The organism is Agromyces aureus (assembly GCF_001660485.1).
Classification (GTDB): Bacteria; Actinomycetota; Actinomycetes; order Actinomycetales; family Microbacteriaceae; genus Agromyces; species Agromyces aureus.
In genome coordinates this window covers 1,209,721-1,222,380 of sequence record NZ_CP013979.1, presented here as the reverse complement: position 1 = coordinate 1,222,380, position 12,660 = coordinate 1,209,721, and the positions used below count along the sequence as shown (strand labels likewise).

Genomic DNA, 12,660 nt, shown 5'->3' with positions numbered 1-12,660 from the left:
GTTCGCCGCGACATCCGGAGCCTTGTCGGTGCGTCAGCGCTGCACGAGGTCGGCGGCGACGCTCGCGAAGCGGTCGATGCCGCCCACGAGGAAGACCACGTCGTCGTGTCCGCGTTCGAGGAGCAGGCGCGCGGCCCGGCGCGAGCGGAGGTCCTGCTCGCAGTAGACGACGAGCGTGCCGGCACCCGCCGGCGGCTCCCCGCCCTCCACCAGGTCGCCGAGCGGCAGCAGCTCGCTGCCCGCGATGCGTCGCAACTCGGCCTCGGCGGGCTCGCGGACGTCGAGCAGTCGGATCGGTTCGCCGCCGCGCACCCGGGCGAGCAGGTCGGCCGCGGTCACCCCGCGCGGCGCGGTGGCCGCGGCGAGCGGGGCGCCCGCGGCATCCGTCACCGTGGCGAGGCTCGATGCGGCGGACTCGAGCCCGCAGAAGAGCTCGTAGTCCACGAGCGAGGTGATCTGCGGCGCATCGGCGATCGCCTGGTACGAGAGCTCGCGCGAGCGGCCCGACAGCGCGTCGATCGTCGTGACGCGGCCGAGCAGCGGCTCGCCGACGCCCGTGACGAGCTTCACGACCTCGGTCGACATGAGGGCGCCGACCCACGCGCAGACGCTCGGCAGCACCCCTCCCTGCGCGCACGAGAGCACCTCGTCGGGCGAGGGCGGCACGGGGAAGAGGTCGCGGTAGGTGGGGCCGTGCTCGCGCCACGAGACGCCGACCTGGCCGTGGAAGCGCAGGATCGAGCCCCACACGAGCGGGATGCCGACGAGCAGCGCCGCGTCGTTGACGAGGTAGCGCGTCGGGAAGTTGTCGCTGCCGTCGACCACGAGGTCGTAGCCGGCGAGCACGTCGAGCGCGTTCGCCGACGTGAGGCGATCGCGATGACGGATGACGCGGCAGTCGGGGTCGATGCCCGCGACCGTGTCGGCCAGCGAGTCGATCTTGGGCCGCCCGACGTCGGCGACGCCGTGGCTCACCTGCCGGTGCAGGTTGGAGAGCTCGACGGTGTCGTCGTCGACGAGGCCGATCGTGCCGACGCCGCTGCCCGCGAGGTACGGCACGAGCGCGCTGCCGAGCCCGCCCGCGCCCACGACGAGCACCCGGGCGGCCGCGAGGCGACGCTGCGCGAGCTCTCCGAATCCGGGGAGCATGAGCTGGCGGCTGAAGCGCGTGACCCGCTCGGCCGTCAGCGGCGGGCCCGGCTCGACGAGCGGAGCGGGGTTCATGCTGCCATCCTCGCACGCGCCCGCCTGCCACCATCCGGCCGGGTAGCATCGAACCCGTGACGCTCGTGACCGTTCGATACTTCGCCGCAGCCGCCGACGCAGCCGGTCTCGAAGAGGAACGGCTCGAGCTCGCGGCATCCGCCACCGTCGCCGATCTGCGCGAGGTGCTCCTCGACCGCTACGGCGCGCCCATGGAGCGCGTGCTGCGGTCGGGCTCCTTCCTCGTGGGCGGGCGCGTCGAACGCGACCCGGCCGCGGCGCTCAGCGAGCAGGTCGACATCCTGCCGCCGTTCGCGGGCGGCTAATCGACCCGCCGCGCGCTCGCGCGTGATCGGGCGCTCAGTCGAGCCCGAAGGCACGGCGCAGCGCTCGGCCGAGCAGGTCGGGCACGTCGAGCTCGCCCGGGTGCAGCGCGTCGTAGACCTGCAACCCCTCCCACGTCGAGATCAGTACCGCGGCGCTCTGCTCTGGCGTGAGGCCGTCGTCGTCGACCGCGCCGGCGAGGCGCTGCGCGCGGATCGTCGCGGCCATGATGTCGCGCGGGATCACTTGACGGCGGGCCATGAACTCGCGTGCCGGGTGGTCGGGCGAGCCGGCTTCGGCCGTCATCACGGAGAGCAGCTGCACGAGCCCAGGGGCGGCGCGGTTGCGTCGGGCGGTCTCGACGAATCCGTCGGCGACCGACTCGGGCGTGGCCGTGGCCGTCAGCATCGACAGGTCGTCGGGCAGGTGCTGCGCGTCCTGCCATTCGAGCACGGCCTGCAGCAGCGCGGTCTTGTTGCCGAAGTGATGCAGCAGCGTCGAGTGGTCGACACCGGCGGCCCGCGCGATGCCGCGCACCGAGGCACCGTGGAAACCCTGCTGCGCGAACGCCTCGGCCGCCCTGGCCACGATCTGGTGCTTGGTGGCGCGCCCGTTGACGTAGCCCTCGAGGTGCTCGATCAGTTCGTCGTCGGTCGCCATCATGTCTCCATGCTCGCACGGCCTCCTCGCCGCATCGCCTGAATTCCACCATTGGTGGAATTCGGTTACGATAGCACCGCGCACCCCGGTGCGCAGCAGGTCCGCCGGCACCCACCGGTCGGACCATCGACCGACGTCGTCCGAGGAGATCCATGCCCGAGAGTGTCCAGCGCCTGCTCGAACAGCTGACCCTGGCCGAGAAGGCGTCGCTCATGTCTGGCGCGAACTTCTGGAACACCAAGGCGATCGACCGCCTCGGCATCCCGTCGATCATGCTCACCGACGGCCCCCACGGCCTGCGCAAGCAGGGCGGTGCGGCCGACCACCTCGGCCTGAACGCGAGCATCCCGGCGACCTGCTTCCCCACGGCCGCCACGCTCGCGAACAGCTGGGACGTCGACCTGCTCCGTCGTGTCGGCGAGTCGCTCGGTGCCGAGGCCGCGGCCGAGCGGGTCAGCGTGCTCCTCGGCCCCGGCCTCAACATCAAGCGCAACCCGCTGGCCGGCCGCAACTTCGAGTACTTCTCCGAGGACCCGGTGCTCGCGGGCACGATGGCGGCCGCGTTCATCGCCGGCGTGCAGTCGCAGGGCGTCGCCGCGTCGGCCAAGCACTTCGCGGTCAACAGCCAGGAGACGCACCGCATGTCGATCGACGAGATCGTCGACGAGCGGGCCATGCACGAGCTCTACCTCGAGGGCTTCCGCATCGCGATCACCCACGGCGACGCCTGGACCGTGATGAGTTCGTACAACCGGGTCAACGGCACCTACGCCAACGAGAACCACGAGCTCATGCTCGACATCCTGCGCCGCCGCTGGGGCTTCGACGCGCTCGTCGTGACCGACTGGGGCGGCAGCAACGACCGCGTCGCCGGCCTCGTCGCCGGCAATGCGCTCGAGATGCCGTCGACGAACGGGGTGACCGATGCCGAGATCGTACATGCGGTCGAGTCGGGCGCGCTCGACGTCGCCGTGCTCGACGCCCGCGTTGCCGAACTGCTCACGCTCATCGAGCGCACGGCGCCGACGCCGACGCCGACGCCGACCAGCGCCGAAGGCAGCGGCGCGGGCTCAGGCCACGCCTCCCACGCCTCCCCCGCCGACCTCGACGCGCACCACGAACTCGCGGTCGAGTCGGCCCGCCGCTCGCTCGTGCTGCTCGCCAACCGCGACGGCGCACTGCCGCTCGGCCCGCGCGCCGGACGCATCGCCGTCATCGGCGACTTCGCCCGCACCCCCCGCTACCAGGGCGCCGGCAGCTCGCTCGTGAATCCGACCCGCATCGACTCGCCCCTCGACGCCCTGCACGACTCCGCGCTCGACGTGGTCGGCTTCGAGCCCGGCTTCTCGCGCATGGACGGCTCGTCGAAGCGGCTCCGCCGCCGAGCCGTCGAGCTCGCCGGGCGGGCCGACACCGTGCTGCTGTTCCTCGGCCTCGACGAGTCGGCCGAGGCCGAGGCGGTCGACCGCACCCACATGCGCCTCGCGCAGAACCAGCTCGACCTCGCCGACGAGCTCATCGCCCTCGGCAAGGCCGTGATCGTCGTGCTCGCGGGCGGCGCGCCCGTCGAGCTGCCCTTCGCCGACCGCGTCGACGCGATCCTGCACGGCTACCTCGCGGGCCAGGGCGGCGGGCGGGCGTTCGTCGACGCGCTCACCGGCGCGGTCAACCCGAGCGGCAAGCTCGCCGAGACCTACCCGCTCCGGTACGAGGATGTCGCGTCGTCGGCGACGTTCCGCCTCACCGAGGCGACGAGCGAGCACCGCGAGAGCATCTACCTCGGCTACCGCCACTACGACAAGGTCGGCGCCCCCGTGCGCTATCCGTTCGGGCACGGGCTGAGCTACACGACGTTCGCGTACTCCGACCTCGTCGCCGGTCGATCGACCGTCAGCGTGACCGTGACCAACACGGGCGAGCGCGCCGGCTCGGAGATCGTGCAGATCTACCTCGAGGCTCCGGATGCCGCGAGCGGCCGTTTCCGCGCCCCGCGCGAGCTGGGCGGCTTCGCGAAGGTCTCGCTCGAGCCCGGCGAGCGCGCCGTCGTCGAGGTCGCCCTCGTGGAGCACGCCTTCGATGCGTACGACGTCACCACGCACGACTGGCGCACGGTGCCCGGCACCTACGCGGTGCTCGCCGGGGCGTCGTCGCGCGACATCCGCCTGGGCGCACCGATCGAGGTCGACGGCGAGCCCTGGTCGTTCGCCGGCGAGGACGCGCTGCCGCACTACGTCTCCGGGCACGTCGACGTGGTCGGCGCCGAGGAGTTCGCGACGCTGCTCGGCCGCGAGCTGCCCGCCTCGGAGTGGTCGCTCGACCGACCGCTCTCGCGCGACGACATCATCGCGCAGACGAAGGGCCGCGGCGGCTTCGCCGGGCTCCTGTACTGGCTGATCACGACGAGCCACGACGTGCTCATGCGGCTGGGGCGCCCCCTCGCCGCGAACAACACGCACTTCGCGCTCGACCTGCCGTTCCGGTCGATCCCCCGCCTGTCGGGCGGGGCGTTCGACGAGGACATGCTCGACGGCCTCCTCCTCATGGTCAACCGTCATTTCTTCCGCGGCGCACGCCGCCTCATCAGCGCGGCATGGACGCTGCGCGCCACCAAGAACCGCGACCCGAAAGCGAACTGAGAAATGCCCACCCGGAAAGAGATCAAGCAGGAGGCGGTCGCCCGCGTCCAGGCCGAGAAGGCCGCGAAGCGCGCGCGCAAGGCCGAGCTGAAGGCGATGTCGCCCGCAGACCGCACGGCGGCCAAGGCGGCCGACCGTGCCGCCGCCCGCGAGGCCCGCTCGACCGCGAAGCAGGAGCGCAAGGCGGCCCGCGCCTCGATGTCGCGCGCCGAGCGCCGCGAGCTGAAGCGTCGCGAGCGCGCCTACCGCAAGGTCGAGGCGCGCCCCCGCCGCATCGTCGGCTGGAGCATCGCCGTCGCGATCGTCGCCGTCATCGCGGTGCTCGCCGCCCCCGTCGTGCGCGACATCGGCCGTCTCACGTCGATCGAACTCGACAGCTCGACCGCCGCGGGCGATGCCGCCCGGGTGCAGAGCGCCGACGTCACCGAGGCGATCTCCGACGAGGGCATCGTGCTCCTGAAGAACGAGGGCGACGTGCTGCCCCTCGCCGACACGCGCCTGAACGTCTTCAGCTTCGCGTCGTTCAACCTCCGGTTCGGCGGCGCCGGATCCGGTGGTGCGAACCAGGCGAGCGCCGTCGGCCTGTACGACGCACTCGAGCAGCAGGGCGTGGAAGTCAACGGCGAGCTGCGCTCCGCGATGGAGGACGCCGGCGCGAAGACCGACTCCGGCGCGCCCAGCGGCCTGCTCGGCATCCTGGCGATGCTCACGAGCGGCGACGCGGCCGAGCCAGAACCCGACTACCTCACCGACGACGTGCTCGCCCAGGCCCGCGACTACTCCGGCACCGCGCTCGTCGTGATCGGCTCGGGCGCCTCCGAGGCCGCCGACCTGACGGCGGAGAGCCTGCGCATCAGCGACGCGCAGCGCGACCTCCTCGACACCGTGACCGCGAACTTCGACGACGTCGTCGTCGTGGTCAACTCGGGCAACCAGATGGAGCTCGGCTTCGTCGAGGAGTACCCGCAGATCACGGGCGCCGTGTGGATCGGCACCCCCGGCCCGCTCGGCGCCGTCTCGCTCGCGAAGGTGCTGACGGGTCAGGTGAACCCGTCGGGCCACCTCACCGACACCTACGCGCGCAATGTCGCCGATGCCCCCGCGGCCGAGAACCTCGGCGACTTCCGCTACGAGAACACCTCGCGCAGCGTGCTCGAGTACGAGGAGGGCATCTACGTCGGGTACCGCTACTACGAGACCCGCTACCTCGACGACGAAGCCGGCTACGACGCCGCCGTGCAGTACCCGTTCGGCTTCGGCGCGAGCTACACGGACTTCGCCTGGAACGCCGCGCAGCCGGTGGTCGGCGACGACGACATCAGCGTCGACGTGACCGTGACGAACACCGGCGACGTCTCGGGCAAGGACGTCGTGCAGGTCTACTTCTCGGCCCCGTACACCGCGGGCGGCATCGAGAAGTCCGCGATCGAGCTCGCAGGGTACGCGAAGACCTCGCTGCTCGAGCCCGGCGCATCCGAGACCGTGACGGTCACGTTCGCGAAGCGCGACATGGCCTCGTGGGATGACGCGAACGGCGCCTACCTGCTCGAGCGGGGCACGTACGGCATCACGGTCGGCACCGACGTGCACACGCCCGTCGCCGCCTTCGCGACCGAGATCGCCTCGGATGTCGTCTACGACACCGACGAGACCACGGGCGTCGCCCTCGAGAACCGCTTCGGCTACGCCGGCGACGGCCTCACCACCCTGTCCCGCAGCGACTGGGAGGGCACGTACCCCGACAGCTCCGACCTGGACCTCGTCGCATCCGACGAGCTCCTCGAGCGCATGGACCCCGAGATCGCGCCCGCCGAGGGCGAGGCGCCCACGTACGGCGCCGACCACGGCCTCGTGCTCGCCGACCTGCGCGGCCTCGACTACGACGACCCGAAGTGGGAGCAGTTCCTCGACCAGCTCACGGCCGACGAGCAGATCGCGCTCTTCGCGAACGGCGCCTACGTGACCGAGGGCGTCGAGCGAGTCGGCATCCCGAAGTCCGTGCTCCTCGACGGCCCGGCCGGCCTGAACTACCTCTTCGGCGACCTCGGGGCCGCGTCGTTCGCGACGCAGGTCGTGGTGGCGTCGACGTGGAACGACGCGCTGGCCGAGGCCCTCGGCGAGGCGGTCGGCACCGAGGCGAACGCGTACGGCGTGCAGGGCTGGTACGCCCCGGGCATGAACCTGCACCGCACTGCCATGGGCGGTCGAAACTTCGAGTACTTCTCGGAGGACCCGCTGCTCTCGGGCAGGATGAGCGCCGCGATGGTCGAGGGCGCCCAGAGCAAGGGCGTGCTGACCTTCATGAAGCACTTCGCCCTCAACGAGCAGGAGGTGAGCGCCCGCGCTCCCGGCATGAACGTCTTCGTCGACGAGCAGGCCCTGCGCGAGCTCTACCTGCGGCCCTTCGAGATCACGGTCAAGGAGGCGGATGTCACGGGCGCGATGTCGTCCTTCATCAACATCGGCGGCCGCTGGGCCGGTGGCAACGAGCAGTTGCTGCAGGACGTGCTCCGCGGCGAGTGGGGCTTCGACGGCGTCGTCTCGACCGATGCGGTGCTCGGCGGCTGGATGGATCCGGCGCTTGCGGTGCGCTACGGCAACGACCTGATGCTCGCGATGCTGCCCACGTCGACCGCGAACCAGACGAAGGCGGCGCTCGAGGCCGACCCGGTCGGCGTGGGCGAGGGCCTGCGCGACCGCGTGCACGCCGTCCTGTTCGCCGTGCTGAAGACCGACCTGTTCGACTGACCCGAACGCACCGGAGCCCCCGGGTCGCATCTCGCGATCCGGGGGCTCCGTCGTGTCCGCGGCGCGACCTCGCGAGCCGGATTCAGAGTCCGAGACGCTCCAGCAGCTCGTTGCGGAACACGCCGTTCGGGTCGTACCTGGCCCTGAGCGAACGGAAGTCGTTCCAGCGAGCGTAGAGCTGCGGCATCCGCTCGCTCGCCTCGGTGACGTCGAAGAGCTTGCCCCAGTGCGGTCGCGCCTCGAACGGCGCGAGCGCGGCCTGCAGCGTCGGCAGCAGGGACTCGACCGCGGGCTGGTCCGGCAGCCAGGTGAAATGCAGGCCGACGGCCGGGCGCTCGAACGACGACGACAGCCAGAGCGTGTCGGCCGCGACCGTGCGGATCTCGTTCACCTGCAGCAGCGGGGCGATCGAGCCCGCGAGCCCGCGCACCGCGGCGATCGCGTCGGCGGCATGCTCGCGCGGCACGAGGAACTCCGACTGCAGCTCGTCGCCGTTCGATGGCGTGAAGCCGAGCTTGAAGTGCGGCAGCCGCGCGAACCACGGGCCGGGAACGCCGAGCTGGTCGGTGCAGTGCTCGGCCGAGACACCCGGCAACGGATGCCGCTTCGCGCTCGCGGGTCGGGCGCCCATCGCCGCGAGCACGCCGGGCAGAGCAGCGGATGCCGCGGCATCCGTTCGCTGTTTCAGCCACAGCTGGTCGATGACGTCGGGGTCGCGCCAGGTCGTGAACAGGCTCGTCGAGGTCGCGAGGCCCGTGACGGCGTCGAGATCGGCGAGCACCGCCTCGATCGGAAGCCGTTCGAACACGGTCTGCGCGACCTCGTAGGTCGGCTCGAGGTCCAACTCGAGCGACGTGACGATGCCGAGCGCACCGAGCGCGACGACCGCGCCGTCGAAGTCGGGCTCGCCGCGGCGGAGCCACCGCACGGAGCCGTCGGCCGTGACGAGTTCGAGCGCGGCGACCTGCGTCGCGAGCGACCCGCGCCGGTCGCCCGAGCCGTGGGTTCCGGTGGCGACCGCGCCGGCCACCGAGATGTGCGGCAGCGACGCGAGGTTCGAGAGCGCCCAACCCTCGCGGTCGAGTGCCTCGGCGACCTCGCCGTATCGCTGACCGGCCGAGACGCGCACGGTGCGCGCTGCGGCGTCGATCTCGACACGCGGCGGCAGGCCGGCGGTCTCGATGAGCAGGCCGTCGGTGTCGGCGATGCGGTTGAAGCTGTGCCGGGAGCCCAGGGCGCGTACGCGCGTGGCGCCCTCGGCCCCGCTCCCGCCCGCCGCCGCGGCCACGACCTCGGCCAGCTCGTCGACCGAGGCCGGCCGAGCGATGCGTGCGGCGCCGTACGCGAGGTTGCCGGCCCAGTTGCGACCGGCGTTCGTGCGTTCCGTCATCGTGCTCCTGTCGTGTGCGATGCGGGATCGAGCGGATGCCGCGGCGCGGCCTCACGGCCATCACCACCGTACGACGGTCGGGCCGTCAGCGGCCGCCGCATCGCGCGGCGGCCGCCTGCGCGCTCAGCCGAGCGAGACGGCCGTCCACGACACCGGCGGGAGCGTGATCGTCAGCTCGCCGCCGTCGATCGCGATCGACTCGTTCGCGTGCGGCGCGACGCGCTCGGGCTGCTCGAGCGTGTTCTTCGCGTACACGTCGTCGTCGGACAGCGTGTGGGACTCGAGCACCGAGACCTCGCCCAGGCCGCTGATGTCGACCGTGACGGTGAGCGCCTCGGTCTGCGAGCGGTTCACGAGGAACACGGCCGAGCGGCCGGTCTCGGCGTCGTGCGTGGCGACGGCATCGACGAGCGGCACCTCGCCGTACGCCTTCGTCGAGTAGGTCGGGGCGTCGAGCTTCAGCTCGAGCGCCTCGCCCTGCGCGAGACGTGAGGTGATCGAGAACGGGAAGAACGTCGTCTGACGCCAGGCGATGCCGCCGGGCTCGGTCATGATCGGCGCGATCACGTTGACGAGCTGCGCGAGCGAGGCGCTCGTGACCCGGTCGGCGTGCTTCAGCAGCGAGATCATGAGGTTGCCGAACACGACCGCGTCGGCCACCGAGTAGACGTCCTCGAGCAGGCGCGGGGCGACCGGCCAGTTGTCGAGCCCCTCGATCTTGTCGACGCCGTGGAAGCGCTCGATGTACCAGACGTTCCACTCGTCGAACGAGATGTCGATCGACTTCGAGCTGCCGTTCACGGCCTTCACGTGATCGGCCGTCGCGACGACCGAGTCGATGAAGTGGTCCATGTCGACCGCCGACGCGAGGAACGAGTCGAGGTCGCCGTCGCGCTCCTCGTAGTAGGCGTGGCACGAGATGTAGTCGACGTCGTCGTATGCGTGGGTGAGCACGACGCGCTCCCACTCGCCGAAGGTCGGCATGTGCGCGCTCGACGAGCCGCAGACCACGAGCTCGACCGAGGGGTCGAGCTGGCGCATCGCTTTCGCGGTCTGCGAGGCGATCTTGCCGTAGTCGTCGGCCGAGCGGTGCCCGAGCTGCCACGGGCCGTCCATCTCGTTGCCGAGGCACCACATCTTCACGCCGAACGCGTCGGTACGGCCGTTGTCGATGCGCTGCTGCGAGAGCGCCGTTCCGCCCGCGATGTTCGTGTACTCGAGCAGGTCGAGGGCCTCGAGCGTGCCGCGCGTGCCGAGGTTGACCGCGAGCATGAGGTCGCTGCCGACCTTGTCGAGCCAGCCCTGGAACTCGTGCAGGCCGACTTCGTTCGTCTCGGTCGAGTGCCACGCCAGGTCGAGGCGACGCGGGCGCGCCTCGCGCGGGCCGACCGAGTCCTCCCAGCGGAATCCCGAGACGAAGTTGCCGCCCGGGTAGCGGATGGTCGAGACGCCGAGCTCCTTCACGAGATCGATGACGTCTGAGCGGAAGCCCTCGGCATCCGCCGTCTCGTGACCGGGCTCGTAGATGCCGTCGTAGACGTGGCGGCCGAGGTGCTCGACGAAGCCGCCGAAGACGCGGCGATCGATGCGGCCGACCGCGAAGTGCGGGTCGACGGTGAGGCGTGCGGTGGTCATGATGCTCATTTCAGGATCGAAGTCGAGGGTCGGTCGAGGTCGAGTGGTCGGTGGGTCGAACGGCGATGCGAGGGTCGGGCGGATGCCGCGGCATCCGTCACTTGATGGAGCCGATGGCCAGGCCGCCCTGCCAGTACCGCTGCAGGAACAGGAACGAGAGCACGAGCGGGATCACCGAGATGAACGAGCCCGAGGTGATGAGGTTCCAGACCTGCTCGCCGCCGGCGCCGGCGTTCGAGAGCGCGGTCCAGCGGTTGAGGCCGACGGTGACGGGCAGGAGCTGCGGGTCGGTCAGCACGGCCAGCGGGAGGAAGAAGTTGTTCCAGGTGCCGACCACCGAGAGCAGCAGCACCGTGACGATCGCGGGCTTCAGCAGCGGCAGGGCCACCTGGAAGAACGTGCGGATCTCGCCGGCGCCGTCGATGCGTGCCGCCTCGAGCATCTCGTCGGGCACCGCGTCCTGCGTGTAGATGCGCATCAGGTACACGCCGAACGGGCTCAGCAGCGAGGGCAGGATCACGGCCCACGGCGTGTTGATGATGCCGTACTGGCTGAGCAGCATGAACGTCGGGATCACGAGCGCCGTGAGCGGCACCATGACCGAGCCGAGGATGACGCCGAAGACGCCGTTCCGGCCCCGGAAGCGGTACTTCGCGAAGCCGTAGCCCGCGAGGATCGCGAGGATCGTCGCGCCGATGCCGCCCGCGAACGCGTACAGGAACGAATTGCCGAGCCAGCGCCAGTAGATGCCGCCCTGGTGGGTGAACAGCTCGCCGATGTTCGAGAACAGCGCGAACGTGTCGTCGAACCAGAACGCCGGGCTGCTGAACAGGCCTGCCGTGTCCTTCGTGGCGGCGACGAAGAGCCACCAGATCGGCACGATGAAGTAGATCGCGAGGATGATCAGGAACACGTGCGACCCGATGCGGCGCCCGCCCTTGCGGCGTCCGTCGCGATCGCGCTGGCCGCGGGGCCCGCGGTACGCGTGGTCGGGCACGCCCGTGACGGTCGTGAGGGCGTCGGCGTGGTCGCCGCGGGTGTTGAGGATGGCCATCACTTGAGTCCGCTCTGCTTGCGGGTGAGGAAGAGGAAGAGGTACGAGCCCGCGAACACGAGCGCACCGAGCGAGAACGCGATCGCCGAGGCGTAGTTGAACTGGCTGTACGAGAACGCCAGCGAGTACGCGTACATGTTCGGCGTGTACGCCGCATCGATCGCACCCTGGGCGATGTTGCGGAGCACCACGGGTTCGGTGAAGAACTGGAGCGTGCCGATGAGGGCGAACGTGATCACCATGACCATCGACGACGAGATCATCGGCAGCTTGATGCGCAGCGCGGTCTGCAGGCCGTTGGCGCCGTCGATGCGGGCGGCCTCGTAGATCGACGGGTCGATCGAGCGCAGCGCCGCGTAGATCACGACCATGTAGTAGCCCGACCACTGCCACGTGACGATGTTCACGAGGCTGCCGAAGATCGTGCCCGACGCGAGGAAGTCGGGCGTCGGCAGGCCGACGGCGGTGAAGAGCGTCGCGCTCGGCCCGAACTTCGGGCTGTAGAGGAAGCTCCACATGAGCGCGCCGATGACCACCGGAATCGCGTACGGCACGAAGATGAGCAGCCGCGACAGCTTCGAGAGCCACGACGTCAGCGAGTCGAGCACGAGCGCCGCCAGGAGGGCGACGATCAGCTGCGCCGGGATCATCACGATCGCGAAGGCCGCGACGCGCAGCAGGCCCTCCATGAAGAGCGGGTCGGTGAACGCCTTCGCGTAGTTGCCGAGGCCCGTGAACTTCGTCCCCGTCGCGAGCGTCGACGTGAACAGGCTCATGCCGAACGCGTAGAACAGCGGGAACACCAGGAACAGGGCGAAGACCGCGAGGAACGGGGAGACGAAGAGCCAGCCCCAGCGTTGGCGGCGTTGCTCGAGGCGCGAGCCGCGCGGCCTCGGCGCCGACGTGCGGCGCCTCGTCGCGACGGGCTCCGGCCCGGCGGTGGTCTGGGTGGTCATGCTCGCTCTCCTCGTCGAGGCGGTGGGCGGTCGGGTTCGGTGGTCGGTCGGTCG

Annotated in this window: 9 protein-coding genes; 3 read left to right on the top strand and 6 right to left on the bottom strand. The window is 70.8% G+C overall.

The window, feature by feature from the left end:
• Positions 1–33 precede the first annotated feature (33 nt).
• Positions 34–1,224 carry a ThiF family adenylyltransferase gene (locus tag ATC03_RS05210; protein WP_067873993.1) on the bottom strand — a complete coding sequence of 397 codons (1,191 nt, stop codon included), beginning with the start codon at positions 1,222–1,224 and terminating at the stop codon, positions 34–36.
• Between the two features lie 56 nt (positions 1,225–1,280).
• On the opposite strand from ATC03_RS05210, the gene ATC03_RS05205 reads away from it, so the two are divergent.
• Positions 1,281–1,529: a MoaD/ThiS family protein gene (locus ATC03_RS05205; protein WP_067873990.1), complete on the top strand. Its 249-nt coding sequence runs from the start codon at positions 1,281–1,283 to the stop codon at positions 1,527–1,529.
• Positions 1,530–1,563: 34 nt separating this feature from the next.
• On the opposite strand, the gene ATC03_RS05200 is transcribed toward ATC03_RS05205, so the two are convergent.
• Complete coding sequence (locus ATC03_RS05200) at positions 1,564–2,190, bottom strand: TetR/AcrR family transcriptional regulator (protein WP_067873988.1); 627 nt, start codon at positions 2,188–2,190, stop codon at positions 1,564–1,566.
• Between the two features lie 149 nt (positions 2,191–2,339).
• On the opposite strand from ATC03_RS05200, the gene ATC03_RS05195 reads away from it, so the two are divergent.
• Both ATC03_RS05195 and ATC03_RS05190 read left to right on the top strand, forming a co-directional pair.
• Positions 2,340–4,823, top strand: coding sequence for a glycoside hydrolase family 3 C-terminal domain-containing protein (locus ATC03_RS05195; protein ID WP_067873985.1), 2,484 nt, complete (start codon positions 2,340–2,342; stop codon positions 4,821–4,823).
• Between the two features lie 3 nt (positions 4,824–4,826).
• Positions 4,827–7,571 carry a glycoside hydrolase family 3 protein gene (locus tag ATC03_RS05190; RefSeq protein WP_067873983.1) on the top strand — a complete coding sequence of 915 codons (2,745 nt, stop codon included), beginning with the start codon at positions 4,827–4,829 and terminating at the stop codon, positions 7,569–7,571.
• An 82-nt stretch (positions 7,572–7,653) separates the two neighbouring features.
• Here ATC03_RS05190 and ATC03_RS05185 read toward each other — a convergent pair whose 3' ends face one another.
• The 4 genes from ATC03_RS05185 to ATC03_RS05170 form a co-directional block, all read right to left on the bottom strand.
• Positions 7,654–8,961, bottom strand: coding sequence for an FAD-binding protein (locus ATC03_RS05185; RefSeq protein WP_067873980.1), 1,308 nt, complete (start codon positions 8,959–8,961; stop codon positions 7,654–7,656).
• 123 nt (positions 8,962–9,084) lie between these two features.
• Positions 9,085–10,596, bottom strand: a complete 1,512-nt coding sequence (gene arfA / locus ATC03_RS05180; RefSeq protein ID WP_067881494.1) for an arabinosylfuranosidase ArfA — start codon at positions 10,594–10,596, stop codon at positions 9,085–9,087.
• A gap of 97 nt (positions 10,597–10,693) precedes the next feature.
• Positions 10,694–11,650 (bottom strand): carbohydrate ABC transporter permease, encoded by a 957-nt coding sequence (locus ATC03_RS05175; RefSeq protein ID WP_084003301.1) that lies wholly within the window; start codon positions 11,648–11,650, stop codon positions 10,694–10,696.
• Positions 11,650–12,606 (bottom strand): carbohydrate ABC transporter permease, encoded by a 957-nt coding sequence (locus ATC03_RS05170; protein ID WP_067873977.1) that lies wholly within the window; start codon positions 12,604–12,606, stop codon positions 11,650–11,652. The genes ATC03_RS05175 and ATC03_RS05170 overlap by 1 nt, the downstream gene beginning before the upstream one ends.
• Positions 12,607–12,660: the final 54 nt, after the last annotated feature.